The following is an 18,169-nucleotide window of genomic DNA, read 5'->3' on the forward strand; positions in this document are numbered from 1 at the left end:
AGAGCACGCCATGAACCATGCACAACTGCGACGTGTTACCGCTGAAAGCTTCGCGCATTATCGCCATGGCCTGGCGCAACTGCTGTTCGACACGGTTCACGGCGGCGCATCGGTCGGGTTCATGGCGGATCTGGATATGCAGCAGGCGTATGCCTGGTGCGATAGCCTGAAGGCCGATATCGCCGCAGGCGATCTGCTGCTGTGGGTGGTGGCCGAGGACAGTCATGTGCTGGCCAGCGCGCAGTTGTCGCTGTGTCAGAAGCCCAACGGCCTGAACCGCGCCGAAGTGCAAAAACTGATGGTACTGCCGCAAGCCCGAGGTCGCGGCCTGGGCAGGCAACTGATGGAGGAGATCGAACAGACTGCGGTGAAACACAAGCGTGGGCTGCTGCACCTGGACACCGAAGCAGGCTCGACGGCTGAAGCCTTCTACAGCGCGCTGGCCTACAACCGTGTCGGTGAGCTGCCGGATTATTGCGCGACACCGGACGGTCGCTATCGGCCGAACGCCATTTATTTCAAAACCTTGGGGCAACCGACATGATCCCTGGTCAATACCAGATCCAGCCCGGCGACATCGAACTCAACGCCGGACGCCGCACCCTCAGCCTGACCGTCGCCAACAGCGGCGACCGGCCGATTCAGGTGGGCTCGCATTTCCACTTTTTCGAAACCAACGACGCACTGACCTTCGACCGCGCCGCCAGCCGGGGCATGCGCCTGAACATTCCGGCAGGCACCGCCGTGCGCTTCGAACCGGGCCAGTCCCGCGAAGTCGAGCTGGTCGACCTGGCCGGCTTGCGCAAGGTTTACGGGTTTGCCGGGCGAGTGATGGGGGAGCTTTAGCTTCAAGCTTCAAGCTTCAAGCTTCAAGCTTCAAGCTTCAAGAGAAAAGCATATGACGACTAAAGACTTGCAGCTTGCAGCTTGCAGCTTGCATCTTTCAGCTTGTCGCTTTGAACACATTACAGTGTGCGGCCTGCAGCTTGCCGCTCTGAATCCGAGGTACGAGAGATGAAGATAAGCCGACAAGCCTACGCAGACATGTTCGGCCCCACCGTCGGCGACAAGGTTCGCCTGGCCGACACCGAGCTGTGGATCGAGGTCGAGAAGGACTTCACCACCTATGGCGAAGAAGTGAAGTTCGGCGGTGGCAAGGTCATTCGTGACGGCATGGGCCAGGGCCAGTTGCTGGCCGCTGAAGTAGTCGACACGCTGATCACCAATGCCCTGATCATCGATCACTGGGGCATCGTCAAGGCGGACGTCGGCATCAAGAACGGGCGTATCGCGGCCATTGGCAAGGCGGGCAACCCGGACATCCAGCCGGACGTGACCATTGCCGTCGGCGCTGCCACCGAGGTCATTGCCGGCGAAGGCATGATCCTCACCGCGGGTGGCGTCGACACGCACATCCACTTCATCTGCCCGCAGCAGATCGAAGAGGCCCTGATGAGCGGCGTGACGACGATGATCGGCGGCGGCACCGGCCCGGCCACGGGCACCAACGCCACCACCGTCACACCCGGCCCGTGGCACATGGCGCGCATGCTCCAGGCCTCGGACTCGTTCCCGATGAACATCGGCTTCACCGGCAAGGGCAACGTCAGCCTGCCCGGCCCGCTGATCGAACAGGTCAAGGCGGGGGCCATCGGTCTGAAGCTGCACGAAGACTGGGGTACCACGCCTGCGGCCATCGACAATTGCCTGAGCGTGGCCGACGAATACGACGTGCAGGTCGCGATCCACACCGACACCCTCAACGAGTCGGGTTTTGTCGAGACCACCCTGGCCGCGTTCAAGAACCGCACGATTCACACTTATCACACCGAAGGTGCCGGTGGCGGTCACGCGCCGGACATCATCAAGGCCTGTGGTTCGCCGAACGTGCTGCCGAGCTCGACCAACCCGACGCGCCCGTTCACCCGCAACACCATCGACGAGCACCTGGACATGCTCATGGTCTGCCACCACCTGGACCCGAGCATCGCCGAAGACGTGGCTTTCGCGGAAAGCCGCATCCGCCGCGAGACCATCGCCGCCGAGGATATCCTTCACGACCTGGGCGCCTTTTCCATGCTCAGTTCCGACAGCCAGGCCATGGGCCGGGTTGGCGAAGTGATCATGCGCACCTGGCAAACCGCCGACAAGATGAAGAAACAGCGTGGGCCACTGCCGCAGGATGGCCCGGGCAACGACAACTTCCGCGCCAAGCGTTACATCGCCAAATACACCATCAATCCGGCGATCACCCACGGCATCAGCCATGAAGTGGGCTCGATCGAAGTCGGCAAGTGGGCGGATCTGGTGCTGTGGCGGCCAGCGTTCTTTGGCGTCAAACCGACCCTGATCCTCAAGGGCGGGGCCATCGCCGCCAGCCTGATGGGCGACGCCAACGCTTCGATCCCGACCCCGCAACCGGTTCATTACCGCCCCATGTTCGCAAGCTTCGGCAGCTCGCTGCACGCCACCAGCCTGACCTTCATCAGCCAGGCAGCGTTCGACGCCGGCGTACCGGAGTCACTGGGCCTGAAGAAGCAGATCGGTGTCGTCAAAGGCTGTCGCACTGTGCAGAAGAAAGACCTGATCCACAACGATTACCTGCCGGACATCGAAGTCGACCCGCAGACCTATCAGGTCAAGGCCGACGGTGTGCTGCTATGGTGCGAACCTGCCGATGTGCTGCCGATGGCGCAGCGGTATTTTCTGTTTTGAATCAGCAAGGGCCTTCGCTTTCAGAAGGCCCTTCAATATTTATTGCTCGGTTTATTCTTTGAGGCTAAGCAACTCGTTGAGTTTGGCTCTGAACCAGGACTTCAGATGAAAATCAGCGGTTTCCTCAATCTTTTTACCGCTCTTGAAAAAGATGACGGTTGGTGTAACGGTGACATTGTAGTTTTGGGCGGTCGCTGGGCTAGTGTCCACAGGCACACGAAGCATGACGACCCTCCCGGCAAACTCAGGCGCTAGCTCATCGAGAATTGCCCCAGTCCGTGTACTGTTGTTCGCTTCACCGTGGTCATTAACGCCGGGGTTGCTGAATTCCAACACCACCAACGGGCTGATTGCAGTCCATTGGGAACTGAAGTCCGCATCGTTCTTAACGACCCGGGCCCGGGCCGCTTTGTTCTGGTAATTCAGAAGTGTTTCTTTAGATTCCAATATTTTCAGCGACTGCAGCGTATCGTTGATAGCGTCCAGTACCCCCAGATCCTGGGGGGTGCCGGTGCCCTGCAATGCTCGCTGCAATGGGAGAAAAACGCTCAGTTTTCCTGTCGCTACGTCGTCGAGCTTGCTGACTTTTCCATCGGCCAGTGTCTGCTGGGCACGCGTTACACGCTCTTCGACAAAAGCTGTGAGTTCTGTGTTCGACATGGTCATTCTCCCATTACGAAGCGGGTAGCAATTCATCCAGGATTTGCGTCATCCGTTCTTTGGTTTGCTGGCCGACAAGGTCTTCCCTTGCTCTTGCGCCAGCCTTGAAGAAAACCATCGTCGGACCATGATTTATCTGATATTGAGTCGAAGTCACCGGGTTCGAAGAGTCATTGAGATCCGAATCCAGTTTGATTTCGACCCTGACCAAGCTGACCTTTCCGGCATATTTCTCTTCCAGCGCGTTAAAAATGGTATCCATTCTGGCGCTGGCGTTTTCCTCGCCTCGCTTGCTTACCTTCCCTTTCGTCGAGAATTCCACCACCACAAGCCTTTGGTTGCTCGCCTCAATGACATCCTTCTGAAAGGTCGAATCAGTAACTGTCATGACACTCATGCTCAGGGCCTCCATTTCAATTAACCTGCCGAATGAACATAGGCCCCATAGAAATCAGCGTCTACTGACAGAAATGACAGTAAACACTCTGTTTGTCGTGCTCTGTAAAGGCGATAATATGCGCCATCTTTCGTCACGCTCCTCCAAAGGTAACCGGCCATGCGCCTTTCCGAATTCATCGTTATTCATGTGGATCGCATCGTCGATGAATGGGAAGACTTCGCCAGAACCCTGAAACCGGCGGCAGAAACGATGACCAAGGCCGAGCTGCGGGATCATGCCAGGTCGATTTTGCTCGCCGCCGCACGGGACATGAAGACCGCGCAGAGCAAAAGCGAGGAGATTGCCAAGGCCAGAGGCGAAGAGCTGAACAAGACGCCAAGCCTGGATGAAGCAGCCAGCAGCCATGGCGAGTTGCGCCATGAGGTCGGTTTTGATCTGGTGCAGATGACTTCGGAGTTTCGCCATCTGCGCGCCAGCGTCATCCGCCTCTGGGTAGAAAGCCTGGCAGCGCCGCAACTGGCTGATTTTCAGGACGTGATTCGCTTCAACGAAGCCATCGACGAGGCGCTTGCCGAATCCACCGCGGCCTATGCGGAACGGGTTGGCCGCTCACGGGATATCTTTCTTGCCATTCTCGGTCACGATCTGCGCGCACCGCTGCAGGCCGTCAGCATGTCCACCGAGTTGCTGGCACGCAAAATAACGCTGGACGAAAAAACCCAGTCCTATGTTTCACGTATCCAGACCAGCACCCGCCATATGGGCTCGATGGTCAGCGATCTGCTGGAGTTCGTACGCAGTCGTCTGGGCGCCGGGCTGCCGGTGGAACGCAAATACATGGACCTGGCCAGCGCCTGCCGCGAGGCGATCGAAGAAGCCTGTGCAGGGCGACCGGACTCTGCTCCGGTGCTGAACGTAGAAGGCAACACCAAGGGCCACTGGGACGCCGGGCGGATCAGCCAGATGCTGCAAAACCTGATCGGCAATGCCCTGCAGCATGGTGCGGCCAGTCACGAGATAACGGTGACAGTCACGGGCGCCGAGAAAGCCGTGATATTGGTGGTACACAACGAAGGCAAACCGATTGCCGAAGACGCTATCGGGACGATTTTCGATCCGCTGGTGCGCAGCACCGAGGAAAACAGCGAAACACGCGGCACGTCGACCAGCCTGGGCCTGGGCCTGTTCATCGTCAAGGAAGTGGTCAACGCCCACGGCGGCAGCATCACTGTGACCTCGACCATTGGTGAGGGCACGACCTTCAATGTGGTGCTGCCGAAAAACTGACCGGGGCTGACTGCCTGCTGATACGGGTGCCGCATCAGCCCAGGCAGAAAAGACCGAGTCGCAAGACTGCTCCGCTCAACCCTTCCACTGCGCACGGGGATCGAACGAAGAACTGTCGGCCAGTTTCTGCCAGAGCGCCCGCGTAGCCTCGTCGGTGTGCTTGGGCACGACGATTTTCAACTGCGCATAAAGATCGCCGCGTTCGCCACTCTTGTTCATCAAGCCGTTACCCTTGATCCGCAGACGCTGACCGTTCTGACTGTCCGGGCGGATGGTCAGGTTGAGCCTGCTGGTCAGCGTCGGCACGGCGACCTTGGTGCCCAGCACGGCTTCCCAGGGAGCCAGCGGCACGGTGATGACCAGATCATGGCCTTCGACCTCGAACAGCGGGTGCGGGGCCAGGCGAATGATCAGGTACAAATCGCCATTGGCACCACCGCCTACGCCCGGCGCGCCCTGCCCCTTGAGGCGAATACGCTCGCCATCGACGACGCCCGCGGGAATCTTCACGTTCAGGGTCTTGGTGATATCACTCATGCGCTGCCCGTTGGGGCTGTGCTGCGGCACCTTGAAGCTGACCTGCTTGGATTCCCCCGACAGGGTTTCTTCGAGAAACACCGCCAGTTCCATCTCCACGTCCTGCCCGGTACGCCCCGGGTTGCGGGTACGCCCGCCCTGCTGCGGCCGGCCACCGAAAATGGAGCTGAAAAACTCCGAGAAGTCTGCCGTTTCCTCGAACCCGCCTGCCCCGGCGCCTGCGCGGCTTTGCCAGCCCGGCGGAGTCTGGAACGGGCGGCCCTGACGACCGTATTTGCGCAGCTCATCATACTCGGCGCGCTTTTCAGGGCTGCTGAGTACCTCATAGGCTTCGGAAGCTTCCTTGAACTTGTCTTCGGCGCCTGCCTCCTTGCTGACGTCCGGGTGATACTTGCGCGCGAGTTTGCGATAGGCGGTCTTGATCGCCTTGTCGTCCGCAGTCGGCTCCACGGCAAGTATCTTGTAGTAGTCTTTGAAATCCATGTAACGATCACCCATCCGAATTATCCGGCAAAGCCAGATACGCTGGCGTCACGCGCCCAGCTCCCTCTGTCACGAGGCATCTGGATTACCTAACGTCGAAAAATATACAGATAGACCAGCCGCCTTTGCCGGCGGGTCGATAGCTCGACAACATAGTGTCCGACAACAGGGTCTACCGAGAATTTCTACAAGATTGGGGGTAACGGGCCTCAGTTCAAGCCTTGGCCGCAAATACAGCCAGGTAAATATAAGCGACGTGTCGCGCTACGCAATTTGCCCGCGCTGACATAAACTGCGCGGCCGTTTTTTGACTGGAACGTAAAAGACATGAATGACCAATCCCCGGCCCGTGCCTGCGGTATCGATTTCGGCACGTCCAACTCCACTGTCGGCTGGCAACGACCCGGCATGGAATCGTTGATCGCGCTGGAGGACGACAAGATTACCCTGCCTTCGGTGGTGTTCTTCAATATGGAAGAGCGCCGCCCGGTGTATGGCCGCCTGGCGCTGCACGAGTATCTGGAAGGCTATGAAGGCCGCCTGATGCGCTCGCTCAAAAGCCTGCTGGGCTCCAAGCTGATCAAGCATGACACCAGCGTGCTGGGCACAGCGATGCCGTTCAAGGATTTGCTGGCCCTGTTTATCGGCGAGCTGAAAAAGCGCGCGGAGCAAACGGCCGGCCGCGAATTCGAGCAGGTCGTGCTGGGCCGTCCGGTGCATTTTGTCGATGACGACGCACAGGCCGATCAGGAAGCCGAAGACACGCTGGCTGAAGTGGCGCGCAAGATCGGCTTCAAGGACGTGTCCTTCCAGTTCGAGCCCATCGCGGCGGCCTTCGATTACGAGTCCACCATCCAGGACGAAGAACTGGTGCTGATCGTCGACATTGGCGGCGGTACCTCGGACTTTTCGCTGGTGCGTCTGTCGCCCGAGCGACGCCAGCACGATGATCGCCAGCAGGACATCCTCGCCACCGGTGGCGTGCACATCGGCGGGACCGACTTCGACAAGCAGTTGAGCCTGCAAGGCGTGATGCCGCTGTTCGGTTATGGCAGCCGCATGAAAAGCGGTGCGTACATGCCGACCAGCCACCATATGAACCTGGCGACCTGGCACACCATCAACGCCGTGTACTCGCAAAAGTCGCAACTGGCCCTGGGCAGCATGCGCTACGACATCGAAGACACCGGCGGCATCGATCGCCTGTTCAAACTGATCGAACAGCGCGCCGGGCACTGGCTGGCCATGGAAGTGGAAGAAACCAAGATCCAGCTGACCCACGCCGACAGCCGTCACCTGCTCATGGATCGAGTGGAAGCCGGACTGAGCGTGGACCTGAGCCGGGTGATGTTCGAAGCAGCGATCGACGCCCAGCTTGAGCGCGTGCGCAACAGCGTGACGAACTTGCTGAACGATGCGGGAGTGAGTGTCGAACAGGTCAGCACGGTGTTCTTCACCGGCGGTTCAAGCGGCATCCCGGCCCTGCGCAACAGCGTCTCGGACATGCTGCCCAACGCACGCCACGTCGAAGGCAACATCTTCGGCAGCATCGGCAGCGGCCTGGCCATCGAAGCGAAGAAGCGTTACGGCTAGTCATGTGCCTATCGTGGGAATGCCCTTCGTGATGCTCCGCGTCACAGATCGCTGATCTTGTGGGAGCGAGCTTGCTCGCGAAGACGGATTACCTGATCAATGGATGTCCAGCGGCTGCACGGGCCTCTTCGTGAGCAAGCTCACTCCCACGGGCGGGAGTGTTTCGAGCCATGTGGATGCTCTGCAGCACCGCAGACGTAGAGCGTCCAGAACTGCATGCCAACACGGTGAACTGGCACGATAGGCGTTCTTTCGGACGCCTATCTACGCAAGCGCCCTAGACCAACCCTTCCTTCTGCAACTCGCTCTTCAGGTACGCATAGTAAATCGGCCCTGCGACCACACCCGGCAGGCCGAATGCGGCTTCGAACAGCAGCATCGCCAGCAGCAACTCCCACGACTTGGCATTGATCTGCCCGCCCACGATGCGCGCATTGAGGAAGTACTCGACCTTGTGGATCACGATCAGGTAGCCCAGCGCAGCCAGTGCGACCCAGATCGAGATGGACATGCCGACGATGAAGATCAGGGTGTTGGACATCAGGTTACCCACCACCGGCAACAGGCCGAGCAGGAAGGTCATGATGATCAGGGTCTTGGTCAGCGGCAGGTGAATCCCGCACAGCGGCAGCACGACGGCCAGAAATACCGACGTAAACGCGGTGTTGAGCAGGGAAATCTTGATCTGGGCGAAAACGATGTTGCGAAACGCCCGGCTGACCAGGTACAGCCGATCGAACAGCGCGGCTGCCAGCGGCTTGCGCGCATGCACATCGGAGATACGCTGCAAGGCAATGATCGCGCCCAGCACCATGCCGATCAGCATGGTGACGAACATGTGCGCCGCGCCCTTGCCGATCAATTGCAACTCGCCGACGTGTTTCTGCAGCCACTGCCCGAGCGAAACCTGAAACTCCGCGGCGCTGGCAGGCAGATAGGCATCGATGAACGGTGGCAACTGACCACGCGCGCGATCGACCAGGGTCATGAACTTGTCGAGCGAGGCTCCGGGGTTTTCGGCTTCATGCAGCACAAAACTGATGGCCCCGGCAAAAATCAGCGTCAGCAGGCTGACCACCAGCGTGCCAAGCAGCGCGACAGCCAGCCAGCGCGCCCGTTCGCCGGAGATCAGACGTTGCAGCTTGGGGGTCAACATGTTGACCAGCTCGAACACCAACAGTCCGGCCAGCAGGCTGGGCAATAACTTGAATGGCAACACCAATAACAGACCGCCAAATACAAGAATCCAGCTGGCTATTAACACCTGACGCGCAGAAAACGTTGGCATAGACCCTCAACGGGCAACACAAGGAAGGTGGGCAGTCTGCCAGCCTTCGCAGTCCAGAACCAGTGATCCGAAAGCGCTAAAAAACAAGCCGCAACCATCTGCCCGATGATCGGCTCGAGAACGGCGCGAAAGTGCAGTGTTTACTGCACCCGCGCCGGTTACCTGCAGCAAGGAGGCCGGCTGAAAAATTATTTCTTCTTGAGACAATCGCTCATGAAACTCTTGCGCGCGTCACCCTTGAGCGCCTGAGTGCTGGCAGTCGCGTTGCAGGTTTTCATCTTCTCCTGCTGGGTGGCCGCCGGCGGCGGTGCCGCTTTCAGGCAAGTGCTCATGAACGTCTTGCGCTCATCGCCCTTCAGCGACTTCGCGCTGGCGTCGGCATTGCAGGTGGTCATTTTGTTCTGCTGCGCGGTCGCAGCGAAACCCTGGGCAGACAACATCAAGCCTACGAGCAACACAGGAATACCGAGCTTGTTCATCGATCCACTCTCCAGATCCACTGCACCGGGCGGCACAGGCTGAGAGTCAGTGTAGTCAGCGTCTGCGCTCTGTGACGGGACACCGGACATCGCCGCTGGCATTCTCGACAAACAGGCGGATAATTACGCCTCGCTTTAACGATGATCCCCTCATGCAATACGCTTTCCCGCTGATTACCGTCCTTATCTGGGCGATCAACACAGCTGTCACCAAGGCGTCTGCCGGGGTGATCTTTCCGGCTGAAATAGGCTTTTATCGCTGGGCGCTGGCAGGCTTGCTGTTCACGCCGTTCATGCTCGGGCCGGTGTGGGCGAACCGCGCGGCGATCAAACCGGTACTGGGCAAGATCTTCATTCTGGCCGTGCTTGGCACAGCGCTGTATCAGAGCCTGGCGTACTTCGCGGCCAGCCTGACGACGGCCACCAACATGGGGATCATTCAGTCGATGGTGCCGATGATGGCGCTGGGGCTGTCGATAGCCTGCCTCGGCACTCGCCTGACCTCGGGCGCGCTGCTGGGGGCAGTGCTGTCATTCACGGGGGTGCTGGTTGTGGTCTCGGCGGGCAATCCGGCCGGTCTGATCGAGCAGGGTGTCAATCGGGGCGATGCGATGGTGCTGGTGGCCGCCGCGTCGTATGCGGTCTATAGCACGCTGCTGAAGAAGTGGCAGTTGCGCCTGCCGCCCCTGCAGCTGCTTTACGTACAGATCCTGCTGGCGATTATGGTTTTGCTGCCGCCGTTCATGCTGTCGGCGAAAACCGGCCTGAATGCGAGCAACCTCCCGATGGTGCTGTATGCAGCGATTCCAACGTCGATGCTCGCGCCGTGGTTGTGGATGACCTCGATCATGCGCCTGGGTCCCAGCCGCACAACACTGTTCTTCAACCTGATGCCCATCGCCACGGCCTTGATTGCCGCGGCGACACTGGGCGAGCAACTGGCGCTCTATCACCTGTTCGGCGGAGCGCTGACCCTGTGCGGCGTCATCCTCGCGGAACGCTGGACGACGCCGCTGCGGTCAGGTGCGGATTAGACAGTCGCGCTGCCTTCGCTGCCCTCCAGGCTGTGAATCGACACGTCGGTGATGCCGGCGGCAAGCGGCAGGCCGGCTTCACCCATTGGAAGCTCGTCCAGTTCTACGTGATGCTTGAGCGCCAGTTCGTGCACCACTTCAATGATAGGCACGTCCAGATTCTCGATAATGTCTACGTGGTGCTCGCCGAGCAGGGTGTACTCGATCTCATACAGTTCTTTATCGCTCATCGCATCTTCCTGGCCGTCACAGAGGAGCGGCTGATTAACGAACTACGGTCCGACAACCGATGACCGAGCCCAAGGCTGAGCAAAACGCTCAACCATGCCATCAGATTGACCTCGGCCTTTGGGGAACGTGCGAGGAATATTCAAAGCGCTTTTCATGCCCGAGCGTCATGGCGTTCGGGCGTTCAGCAGCGGCATCAGGGTGGATGCAAGGTACTGCCTCATCGCCATCTTTTTTTCGAACTCTTGGACCCCTCCCGGCTCCAAGGCATACCGGGCCAAAACCGGCTCTGACATGTGGAGCAACAACGATGTACAAAAAACTCTTCGCGGCGACCTTTGTATTGGCGACGATGGCTGGCTGCAGCAACACAACCGTGCAGAACCCGGTGGACTACGTCACTTATCGCAACGAGCCGCTGGTCAAGCAGGTCGAGAACGGCATGACGCGCCAGCAGGTCCTGACCATCGGCGGTGAACCGTCGAGCACCATCGAGCGCAAGGTCAACCCGGGCACTTGCAACAACTACGTCATGAACAAGGACGGCCACAAACAGGTTTACCACGTCAGCTTCAACAGCGACGGGCGTGTGACCAACAAAGGTTTCATGACTTGCGAACAACGCGAGAAGAACGAAAAAGCGATGTAATCAAAACGCAGGCACAAACAAAAAGCCCGAGGCATGAATGCCTCGGGCTTTTTGTTGAATGCTTTTTTAGGATCTGTACGAAAAGTGGCTGCGCTCGGTGATGCTTCGTTAAAAACAGGCTCGGAATGCTCATTTACAACACGTAGACTCCGCTTCCTCGCCTGTTTTTGCCTCGCCTGACCTTCGCTCGCCGACTTTTCGTACAGAGCCTAGAAAACCAGCTTGAACAGGGCGATAACCACGACCAGGCCGATCAGAAAGATGATGCCAACGGTGCTTCCCAGGAACTTGAGCATTGTGTATCTCCACGATTTATTTGGGTCTCAAGGTTGGGACCGCGAGGCTCAGCACTCGTTTCTTATATTTTTACATTCAGTCACAACCTTGCGCACCTGCGAAAATCCGATAAAACTTTTTCCCTTCTCCAGCACTCACAACCCTTGCTGATCCTGCCGGGCAATACACAGAGCGAGACAGCAAAACCTGATGAGTCCTGGAGATAAATGATGAATTCTGCACCGCAATCACAGCTTTCCGATGTAAATACTCTGCGCCAGCGCGCACGCCAGAACGTTGAGGATGGTGCTGTGACTCAAGGCTACAGCGCTGACCGCGAAACGGTCCTGCGCCTGCTCAATGAATCGCTGGCTACCGAGCTGGTCTGTGTGCTGCGCTACAAGCGCCACTACTACATGGCGTCGGGCCTCAAAGCGAGCGTCGCGGCAGCCGAGTTTCTGGAGCACGCAGAACAGGAAGCGCAGCACGCTGACAAACTGGCCGAGCGTATCGTGCAACTGGGCGGCGAGCCGGAGTTCAACCCGGACACGCTGTCGAAAAACTCCCACGCGCAGTACGTGGCTGGCAACACGCTGAAGGAAATGGTCTACGAAGATCTGGTTGCCGAGCGCATCGCCGTCGACAGCTACCGCGAAATCATTCAATACCTCGGCGACAACGATCCGACGACCCGCCGCATCTTCGAAGAAATCCTTGCTCAGGAAGAAGAGCACGCCGATGACATGGCAGACATTCTGAACGATCTGTAACGCGCGGCAGCAAATGAAAAGCCAGGACCTGTGTCCTGGCTTTTTTGTGGGAGATATTGTCTCAAGCCAGATGCGTGAACATCGTTCTGCATGCTCCAGCATGGGAATGCATGTCTGAACGCTCTGCGTCCAGCCACGTGCGCGCCAACGCGGAGCGCTGGCACGAGAGATGGAGGGTTACTTCACCGTCTTCGGCGCCTTGCCGGTGCGCATCTGCTCCAGCAGCGGGCCACACTGATTGGGCTCGCTGTCACCAGTGGCGACCAGCGCCAGCAAACCGGCAACAGGACCTACGGTTGCACCGAGCAGGACCATGCCGGCTCCGCGCAGCAATAACGGGCCGGACTGCACGCCTGCGTTGGGCCTGGCGAACGGGCCGTTGACGTACAGCGGCGAACGCAGCGAGAACACGCGGAAGCCCTTGGACTCAGGGTTGATCTGCAGGTCCAGTTGCTCGGTCTTCAGATTCGCGGTGCCGTTGATGTAGATAATGGCGTTCTCGGTATCGAAGACAAACAGCCGACTGGTCGCCAGCCCGTCCTTGATGCCGAAGTCCGAGGCCGCGCAATTGATCTTCACGTCCTTGTCGCCGAACAGCTTGCCGACCACGTAATTGCCCACGTTGAGCCCGGCAATTTCCATCAGGCCACGACTGATCGCGCCGTCGTTCACCAGCATCTTCATTTCGCCGTTGGCAGTCCCCAGCAAGGCTGCGACCGAGTTGCCGCGCCCACTGATGTCGGCATCGCCGTTCAGCTCACCGAAGCTGGTTTTCATCGGTTCGAAGGTCGGGAACAGCTGCTTGAGCTTGAAATTACGCGCCGACAGTTTTGCCCGGCCCTGCATCGGTTTGTTTTGCCCGTTCAGGCGAATATCCGCGTCCAGCTTGCCGCCTGCCACACCAAAACGCAGCGGCTCGAGGCTCAGCTGACCATCGTCGAGAACCAGATGGGTGTAGAGGTCGGTGAACGGCAGGTCCGGGCTCTGCACGATGCGCTTGCCGGTGAACTCCACGTCGGCGTCCATCGCCCGCCAGCGATCAGTCTGAAACTCTTCTACCGGCAGAACCTTGCCCGAAGGCTGTTTGCTCTCGCCACCACGCTTTTTCTGCGCGGCATTGGAGTCCGCACCGATCAGCGGCGCGAGGTCACTGAACAGCAATTGGTTGGAGACCAGCACGCCACTCAGCTTGGGCCGGGGCTGACTGGCGACGAAGCCCAGATCACCATGGATATCGCTGTTGCCGATCTTGCCGTTGAAGCCTTCGTAACGGAAGCTGGCGCCGGCCGGATCATGCAGTTTGGCGATCAGGCGGCCATCGGTGGAGTACGCCGGAGAATCCGGCAGGGTCACACCCGTCAGCGGGTACAGATTGCTCAGGCTCGCGCCGGAAAGCTTGAGGCGTAGATCCAGCGCGCCCAGGTTTTGTGGGTCGGTCAGGGTCCCGGCGATCACCGCATGGGTGTCACCGACTTTCACGTCAGCCTGTACCGGAAACGGCTGACTGGCGTCCTTGAGCGCGAGCAGACCGCCCACCTTGCCGGTGCCGCTCAGTTTCTGACCGTGGTACTGGCCGGTGACCGCCAGACCGAATGCGTAGTCCTGCGGCACTGCGCCCTTTTCCTGAGCCTTTTGCGCTTCCTTGCTGCCGACGATTTCACTGAACGGGACCGGCTTGCCGAGCAGGTCGATCACGACGTCCAGATTGGCGTTGAGTTTCTGGTCGTTGAAGCTCACCAGCCCCTTGTCGAACTTGATCGCACCGATGTCCATCACCCATTTGGAGGGCTCGGCATTCGGGTCGGACTTGGGCAGATCGAACACCCAGTTGGCGCGACCATCGGCCAGGCGCTCCAGCCGGGCCTCGGGGCCGGTCAGGTCGATGCGCGGGATAACCACTTGCTGCGCCAGCAGCGGCAGCAGCGAGAGACGAAATTCGACGTGCTTGAGGGTCACCATCTGCGGGGTCTTCGACCACTCGGGGTTACCCAGGCTCAGGTCGTCGGCGACAAAGTGCGGCGACGGCACCCAGGCGCGCCAGCCACCGAGTTCGGGCTCACGCGTCCAGCGCACATCCAGATCACCATTGATGGCGAACGGACGATGCAGCGCTTCGCTGACTTTCGCGTTGAGGGTGGGTTTGATGCGGTTCCAGTCGAAAGTGACAATCACAATGACCAATATAGCCAGCACCACCAGCAACGTGGCACCTGTCCAGGCGAAAATCTTGCGGCTGCGCGTCATGCGTGACTCTCCAGAAAACAGCGCCCCGACCCTGGCGCGCTGAATACGACATGAATATTCGACTGACAAACGCGCCGAGGGTTTGATTTGAATACGAAAATGCATCGAAGGCCAGCACTCATGCACTATTACTGGTCAAGGAGCCTGACTGAAAACCCTTTCGACGCAGGTAAAGCGCATTTGCTAAAGTGCATCCCAGCCTAATCCAAGAATCGTTTGAGCCATGCTGCCCCGCGCCGAACAGAAACAACAGACCCGAAGAGCCCTGCTCGATGCTGCCCATCAACTGATGGAGAGCGGGCGCGGCTTTGGCAGCCTGAGCCTGCGCGAAGTGGCGCGCACGGCAGGTATCGTACCGACCGGTTTCTACCGGCACTTTGAAGATATGGACCAGTTGGGGTTGGCGCTGGTCAGCGAGGTCGGCCAGACCTTTCGCGAGACCATCCGGCTGGTGCGCCACAACGAATTCGCCATGGGCGGGCTGATTCGTGCGTCGGTGAAGATATTCCTCGAACGCGTGGCGGCCAACCGCTCGCAGTTCCTGTTTCTGGCGCGCGAACAATACGGCGGCTCCTTGAAGGTGCGCCAGGCGCTCGGAGCACTGCGCGAAGGCATCAGCGCCGACCTTACGGCCGATCTGGCAAAGATGCCCAAATGGCAGCATCTGAATGCCGATGCACTATCGATCATCGCCGATCTGGTGGTGAAAAGCGTGTTTGCGATGCTGCCGGAACTGATCGACCCGCCCCCCGCCTCACTCGCCCCGCACCTGACCCCTCAGGCGAAGATCACCCAGCAACTGCGCTTCATCTTCATCGGCGCACGGCACTGGCGGGGGCTGGGCAGTCATGATTGAGCGTCAGCACGCTGTACTCCGTCCTGCGGCGTTAACCGTCTCATTATTAACGTTATCTTGACCACCACACTACGCACCAACTTAAAGCACGAACTTGATTGCGCACCATAAAAGATCACTGATAAGCCCGCCAATGCTCGCATCACCTGCCTCTGTCAGCCTTTTCCCTATAAGCTGCACTGTTGGCAAGCCCCTTGCTCTGATTTGAAGCATCGCAATTGGCTGGAAGCTATCTGATGCTGGTGATTCACGACCGAATCGAACCTCAGGCCGAATGGGCCGCCGAGCTGCATTTGAATTTCGAGGCACGCAGCAAAAGTCGACTGCGCTGCTTCAGTGCGGAAAACGAAGACGTTGGCCTGTTTCTGCAACGCGGCCAGTCGCCCCTGCGCGATGGCGAGTTTCTGCAGGCCAAGGACGGCCGTGTCGTGCGTGTCTGCGCACGTCCTGAAAAACTCATGCATGTCACGTGCAGCAGCACCTTCGAACTGACCCGCGCGGCTTATCACCTTGGCAATCGTCACGTGGCCCTGCAAGTCGGCGACGGCTGGCTGCGCCTGCTCGACGATTACGTGCTCAAGGCGATGCTCGACCAACTGGGCGCCACTGTCGAAACCATCGAAGCGCCGTTCCAACCGGAACATGGCGCCTACGGCGGCGGGCATCATCACTCGCGCGCAGGCGAGGAGGATTTCAACTATCCGCCGCGCATGCACCAGTTCGGCGTGCGCAAGTGAACAGCGCCTGGGCGCTGTTGCGCCTGGCCAGTCCGCAGTTGCCTATCGGTGGCTACAGCTATTCGCAAGGGCTGGAAATGGCAGTGGAGCAATCCATTGTGGTGGACCCGCAGACAGCGGGCCGCTGGATCGGCGATCAACTGCTGCTCAACCTCGCGCGTTTCGAGGCCCCGCTGCTGCTGGCTCATTGCGAAGCCGCAGCAGCCGGTGACTGGGGCCAGTTGCTGCAAGTCAGCGAGCAGCATCGCGCCAGCCGCGAGACTCGCGAGCTGCATCTGGAAAGCCGGCAAATGGGGTATTCCTTGAAGCAGTTGCTCGATGGCCTGCCTGAACTGGATCGTGATGCACGGCATTTTCTGCAGCAGACTGCCGAGCCGCACCTGGCCCTTGGCTGGGCGCTGGCCGCACGCGCCTGGCAGATCAGCCCGCAGGATGCGCTGGCCGCCTGGCTATGGAGCTGGCTTGAAAACCAGCTGGCCGTGCTGATGAAAACCCTGCCGCTGGGCCAGCAAGCCGCCCAGCGCCTGACCAGCGAACTGTTGCCTTTATTGCAGCAGGCGCAGGTCAGTGCCAGCGCACAAGAACCCGGCCATGCCGGCAGCGCAGCCTTCGGCCTGTCCCTGGCGAGCATGGCGCATGAACGTCAATACAGCCGGTTATTCCGGTCCTGATCAGCCCTTATGGAGAACTCAATGAACAGCCAACCTCTGCGTGTCGGAATCGGTGGCCCGGTCGGATCCGGCAAGACGGCGCTGACCCTGGCGCTGTGCCTGGCATTGCGCGACCGCTATAACCTGGCCGTCGTGACCAACGATATCTATACCCGCGAAGACGCTGACTTTCTGGTGCGTAACGAGGCACTGGCACCAGAGCGCATCATCGGCGTTGAAACCGGCGGCTGCCCGCATACCGCCATTCGTGAGGATGCTTCGATCAACCTGGAAGCGGTCGACCAACTCAATCGCCGCTTCGAAGGCCTGGACCTGATCATCGTCGAGTCCGGTGGCGACAACCTTTCCGCGACCTTCAGCCCGGAGCTTTCCGACCTGACCATCTATGTGATCGACGTGTCGGCCGGCGACAAGCTGCCGCGCAAGGGCGGTCCGGGCATCTGCAAGTCCGACCTGCTGGTGATCAACAAGATCGACCTCGCCCCTTTGGTGGGCGCGTCACTGGAGATGATGGACAGCGACACGCGCAGGATGCGTGGCGAAAAGCCGTTCGTGTTCAGCAATCAGAAAACCGGTCAGGGTCTGGAACAGATCATTGCCTTCATTGAGCGCCAGGGCCTGCTGACTGCGGCCGCCTGAATTCACAACCAAAAGGAACCCGTCGATGAATTACAAAAAAGCCCTTGGCGCCCTCGCGCTGTTGCTGGTCCCTACTCTGGCGCTGGCTCACCCCGGTCATGGCGATAACGGCCTGATCGCCGGTATCAGCCACCCGATCGGCGGGCTGGATCATTTGCTGGCAATGCTTGCCGTCGGCTTGTGGGCTGCGCAGCAACAAGGTTCGGCACGCTGGGCGCTGCCGTGCACCTTCGTCGGCACCATGCTGGTCGGCGGCATGCTGGGCTTTGAAGGTCTGAACCTGCCAGCGCTGGAAAGCGGCATTGCCGCATCGGTACTGGCTCTGGGCCTGGCCGTGGCATTGGCAGTACGTCCGCCGCTGGCGCTGGCGGTAGCCGCAACAGCCCTGTTCGCCTTGTTCCACGGCGTGGCGCATGGCCTTGAACTGCCGGAAATGTCCAGCCCATGGGCCTACGCAGCAGGTTTCGTTGCAGCAACTGCGGCCTTGCATGCGCTGGGTTATGCGGTGGTTCGCGTGTTGCCTCAAGCGGCCGCACCGCTGGTGCGTATCGCCGGTGCGGCCTCTGCGGCAGCGGGTGTGTGGTTGCTGGCAGCCTGATCGAGCTTCGCGCTGATCGTGTCCG

21 protein-coding genes and 1 pseudogene are annotated in these 18,169 nt (G+C 59.6%); 13 read left to right on the plus strand and 9 right to left on the minus strand.

All coding sequences use genetic code 11. The annotated features are described in order from the left end of the window. Positions 1–10 precede the first annotated feature (10 nt). The 3 genes from KUIN1_RS23290 to ureC all read left to right on the plus strand — a co-directional run bounded on the left by KUIN1_RS23290 (position 11) and on the right by ureC (position 2,715). On the plus strand, positions 11–544 hold the full coding sequence (locus tag KUIN1_RS23290) for a GNAT family N-acetyltransferase (protein WP_116886967.1): 534 nt from the start codon (positions 11–13) through the stop codon (positions 542–544). Further along, positions 541–846, plus strand: coding sequence for an urease subunit beta (locus tag KUIN1_RS23295; protein WP_003391866.1), 306 nt, complete (start codon positions 541–543; stop codon positions 844–846). The genes KUIN1_RS23290 and KUIN1_RS23295 overlap by 4 nt, the downstream gene beginning before the upstream one ends. A gap of 168 nt (positions 847–1,014) precedes the next feature. Further along, entirely contained in the window at positions 1,015–2,715 is a 1,701-nt protein-coding gene (ureC, locus tag KUIN1_RS23300) for an urease subunit alpha (RefSeq protein ID WP_011269033.1), read from the plus strand. Between the two features lie 51 nt (positions 2,716–2,766). Here the strand turns inward: ureC and KUIN1_RS28395 are convergent, their stop codons facing one another. The 3 genes and pseudogenes from KUIN1_RS28395 to KUIN1_RS23310 all read right to left on the minus strand — a co-directional run bounded on the left by KUIN1_RS28395 (position 2,767) and on the right by KUIN1_RS23310 (position 3,772). Next, a complete protein-coding gene (locus tag KUIN1_RS28395; RefSeq protein ID WP_308455320.1) occupies positions 2,767–2,940 on the minus strand; it encodes a thioredoxin family protein in 174 nt (57 codons plus the stop codon). Positions 2,941–3,138: 198 nt separating this feature from the next. Next, a pseudogene (locus KUIN1_RS28400) lies at positions 3,139–3,375 on the minus strand (thioredoxin); the annotation flags it as partial. A 13-nt stretch (positions 3,376–3,388) separates the two neighbouring features. After that, complete coding sequence (locus tag KUIN1_RS23310) at positions 3,389–3,772, minus strand: thioredoxin family protein (RefSeq protein ID WP_054092625.1); 384 nt, start codon at positions 3,770–3,772, stop codon at positions 3,389–3,391. 159 nt (positions 3,773–3,931) lie between these two features. Between KUIN1_RS23310 and KUIN1_RS23315 the strand changes: the two genes are divergently transcribed. Next, a complete protein-coding gene (locus KUIN1_RS23315) occupies positions 3,932–5,062 on the plus strand; it encodes a sensor histidine kinase (RefSeq protein ID WP_024651867.1) in 1,131 nt (376 codons plus the stop codon). Positions 5,063–5,137: 75 nt separating this feature from the next. Here KUIN1_RS23315 and cbpA read toward each other — a convergent pair whose 3' ends face one another. Continuing rightward, positions 5,138–6,082, minus strand: a complete 945-nt coding sequence (cbpA, locus tag KUIN1_RS23320; RefSeq protein WP_024641205.1) for a curved DNA-binding protein — start codon at positions 6,080–6,082, stop codon at positions 5,138–5,140. A 327-nt stretch (positions 6,083–6,409) separates the two neighbouring features. Between cbpA and KUIN1_RS23325 the strand changes: the two genes are divergently transcribed. Further along, positions 6,410–7,675, plus strand: a complete 1,266-nt coding sequence (locus tag KUIN1_RS23325) for an Hsp70 family protein (RefSeq protein WP_003400303.1) — start codon at positions 6,410–6,412, stop codon at positions 7,673–7,675. Between the two features lie 277 nt (positions 7,676–7,952). Here KUIN1_RS23325 and KUIN1_RS23330 read toward each other — a convergent pair whose 3' ends face one another. Then, positions 7,953–8,963 carry an AI-2E family transporter gene (locus tag KUIN1_RS23330; protein ID WP_003419507.1) on the minus strand — a complete coding sequence of 337 codons (1,011 nt, stop codon included), beginning with the start codon at positions 8,961–8,963 and terminating at the stop codon, positions 7,953–7,955. A 188-nt stretch (positions 8,964–9,151) separates the two neighbouring features. After that, the gene (locus KUIN1_RS23335; RefSeq protein ID WP_003368898.1) at positions 9,152–9,442 is read right to left on the minus strand and encodes a PsiF family protein; all 291 of its coding nucleotides are present in this window, start codon (positions 9,440–9,442) and stop codon (positions 9,152–9,154) included. A 152-nt stretch (positions 9,443–9,594) separates the two neighbouring features. On the opposite strand from KUIN1_RS23335, the gene KUIN1_RS23340 reads away from it, so the two are divergent. Continuing rightward, positions 9,595–10,476, plus strand: coding sequence for a DMT family transporter (locus KUIN1_RS23340; protein WP_011269039.1), 882 nt, complete (start codon positions 9,595–9,597; stop codon positions 10,474–10,476). Here KUIN1_RS23340 and KUIN1_RS23345 read toward each other — a convergent pair. Beyond that, positions 10,473–10,706 carry a hypothetical protein gene (locus tag KUIN1_RS23345; RefSeq protein ID WP_003317034.1) on the minus strand — a complete coding sequence of 78 codons (234 nt, stop codon included), beginning with the start codon at positions 10,704–10,706 and terminating at the stop codon, positions 10,473–10,475. The two genes, KUIN1_RS23340 and KUIN1_RS23345, sit on opposite strands and share 4 nt — an antisense overlap. 308 nt (positions 10,707–11,014) lie before the next feature. On the opposite strand from KUIN1_RS23345, the gene osmE reads away from it, so the two are divergent. Further along, on the plus strand, positions 11,015–11,353 hold the full coding sequence (gene osmE / locus KUIN1_RS23355) for an osmotically-inducible lipoprotein OsmE (RefSeq protein ID WP_003431761.1): 339 nt from the start codon (positions 11,015–11,017) through the stop codon (positions 11,351–11,353). A 209-nt stretch (positions 11,354–11,562) separates the two neighbouring features. On the opposite strand, the gene KUIN1_RS28825 is transcribed toward osmE, so the two are convergent. Continuing rightward, positions 11,563–11,649: a hypothetical protein gene (locus KUIN1_RS28825; RefSeq protein WP_441344152.1), complete on the minus strand. Its 87-nt coding sequence runs from the start codon at positions 11,647–11,649 to the stop codon at positions 11,563–11,565. Between the two features lie 210 nt (positions 11,650–11,859). On the opposite strand from KUIN1_RS28825, the gene KUIN1_RS23365 reads away from it, so the two are divergent. After that, the gene (locus KUIN1_RS23365; protein ID WP_003400308.1) at positions 11,860–12,399 is read left to right on the plus strand and encodes a ferritin-like domain-containing protein; all 540 of its coding nucleotides are present in this window, start codon (positions 11,860–11,862) and stop codon (positions 12,397–12,399) included. Between the two features lie 177 nt (positions 12,400–12,576). Here KUIN1_RS23365 and KUIN1_RS23370 read toward each other — a convergent pair whose 3' ends face one another. Then, complete coding sequence (locus KUIN1_RS23370) at positions 12,577–14,643, minus strand: AsmA family protein (protein WP_003400310.1); 2,067 nt, start codon at positions 14,641–14,643, stop codon at positions 12,577–12,579. A 223-nt stretch (positions 14,644–14,866) separates the two neighbouring features. Here KUIN1_RS23370 and KUIN1_RS23375 point away from each other — a divergent pair, with 223 nt between their 5' ends. The 5 genes from KUIN1_RS23375 to KUIN1_RS23395 all read left to right on the plus strand — a co-directional run bounded on the left by KUIN1_RS23375 (position 14,867) and on the right by KUIN1_RS23395 (position 18,144). After that, complete coding sequence (locus KUIN1_RS23375) at positions 14,867–15,499, plus strand: TetR family transcriptional regulator (protein ID WP_002555418.1); 633 nt, start codon at positions 14,867–14,869, stop codon at positions 15,497–15,499. Positions 15,500–15,735: 236 nt separating this feature from the next. Then, on the plus strand, positions 15,736–16,236 hold the full coding sequence (ureE, locus tag KUIN1_RS23380; RefSeq protein WP_024640909.1) for an urease accessory protein UreE: 501 nt from the start codon (positions 15,736–15,738) through the stop codon (positions 16,234–16,236). Beyond that, a complete protein-coding gene (locus KUIN1_RS23385; protein ID WP_103713564.1) occupies positions 16,233–16,907 on the plus strand; it encodes an urease accessory protein UreF in 675 nt (224 codons plus the stop codon). Before ureE ends, KUIN1_RS23385 begins: the two co-directional genes overlap by 4 nt. A gap of 21 nt (positions 16,908–16,928) precedes the next feature. Further along, a complete protein-coding gene (gene ureG, locus KUIN1_RS23390; RefSeq protein ID WP_003368915.1) occupies positions 16,929–17,546 on the plus strand; it encodes an urease accessory protein UreG in 618 nt (205 codons plus the stop codon). 25 nt (positions 17,547–17,571) lie between these two features. Further along, positions 17,572–18,144 carry a HupE/UreJ family protein gene (locus tag KUIN1_RS23395; protein WP_003400315.1) on the plus strand — a complete coding sequence of 191 codons (573 nt, stop codon included), beginning with the start codon at positions 17,572–17,574 and terminating at the stop codon, positions 18,142–18,144. Positions 18,145–18,169: the final 25 nt, after the last annotated feature.

The sequence above is a fragment of the Pseudomonas sp. KUIN-1 genome, assembly GCF_009176725.1.
Classification (GTDB): Bacteria; Pseudomonadota; Gammaproteobacteria; order Pseudomonadales; family Pseudomonadaceae; genus Aquipseudomonas; species Aquipseudomonas fragariae.

Excerpts from the sequence above, each read along its gene's own strand:
- KUIN1_RS23290 (WP_116886967.1), top strand. The coding sequence starts at position 11 with ATGAACCATGCACAACTGCGACGTGTTACCGCTGAAAGCTTCGCGCAT.
- KUIN1_RS23295 (WP_003391866.1), top strand. The coding sequence starts at position 541 with ATGATCCCTGGTCAATACCAGATCCAGCCCGGCGACATCGAACTCAAC.
- ureC (WP_011269033.1), top strand. The coding sequence starts at position 1,015 with ATGAAGATAAGCCGACAAGCCTACGCAGACATGTTCGGCCCCACCGTC.
- KUIN1_RS28395 (WP_308455320.1), bottom strand. The coding sequence starts at position 2,940 with ATGCTTCGTGTGCCTGTGGACACTAGCCCAGCGACCGCCCAAAACTAC.
- KUIN1_RS23310 (WP_054092625.1), bottom strand. The coding sequence starts at position 3,772 with ATGAGTGTCATGACAGTTACTGATTCGACCTTTCAGAAGGATGTCATT.
- KUIN1_RS23315 (WP_024651867.1), top strand. The coding sequence starts at position 3,932 with ATGCGCCTTTCCGAATTCATCGTTATTCATGTGGATCGCATCGTCGAT.
- cbpA (WP_024641205.1), bottom strand. The coding sequence starts at position 6,082 with ATGGATTTCAAAGACTACTACAAGATACTTGCCGTGGAGCCGACTGCG.
- KUIN1_RS23325 (WP_003400303.1), top strand. The coding sequence starts at position 6,410 with ATGAATGACCAATCCCCGGCCCGTGCCTGCGGTATCGATTTCGGCACG.
- KUIN1_RS23330 (WP_003419507.1), bottom strand. The coding sequence starts at position 8,963 with ATGCCAACGTTTTCTGCGCGTCAGGTGTTAATAGCCAGCTGGATTCTT.
- KUIN1_RS23335 (WP_003368898.1), bottom strand. The coding sequence starts at position 9,442 with ATGAACAAGCTCGGTATTCCTGTGTTGCTCGTAGGCTTGATGTTGTCT.
- KUIN1_RS23340 (WP_011269039.1), top strand. The coding sequence starts at position 9,595 with ATGCAATACGCTTTCCCGCTGATTACCGTCCTTATCTGGGCGATCAAC.
- KUIN1_RS23345 (WP_003317034.1), bottom strand. The coding sequence starts at position 10,706 with ATGAGCGATAAAGAACTGTATGAGATCGAGTACACCCTGCTCGGCGAG.
- osmE (WP_003431761.1), top strand. The coding sequence starts at position 11,015 with ATGTACAAAAAACTCTTCGCGGCGACCTTTGTATTGGCGACGATGGCT.
- KUIN1_RS28825 (WP_441344152.1), bottom strand. The coding sequence starts at position 11,649 with ATGCTCAAGTTCCTGGGAAGCACCGTTGGCATCATCTTTCTGATCGGC.
- KUIN1_RS23365 (WP_003400308.1), top strand. The coding sequence starts at position 11,860 with ATGAATTCTGCACCGCAATCACAGCTTTCCGATGTAAATACTCTGCGC.
- KUIN1_RS23370 (WP_003400310.1), bottom strand. The coding sequence starts at position 14,643 with ATGACGCGCAGCCGCAAGATTTTCGCCTGGACAGGTGCCACGTTGCTG.
- KUIN1_RS23375 (WP_002555418.1), top strand. The coding sequence starts at position 14,867 with ATGCTGCCCCGCGCCGAACAGAAACAACAGACCCGAAGAGCCCTGCTC.
- ureE (WP_024640909.1), top strand. The coding sequence starts at position 15,736 with ATGCTGGTGATTCACGACCGAATCGAACCTCAGGCCGAATGGGCCGCC.
- ureG (WP_003368915.1), top strand. The coding sequence starts at position 16,929 with ATGAACAGCCAACCTCTGCGTGTCGGAATCGGTGGCCCGGTCGGATCC.
- KUIN1_RS23395 (WP_003400315.1), top strand. The coding sequence starts at position 17,572 with ATGAATTACAAAAAAGCCCTTGGCGCCCTCGCGCTGTTGCTGGTCCCT.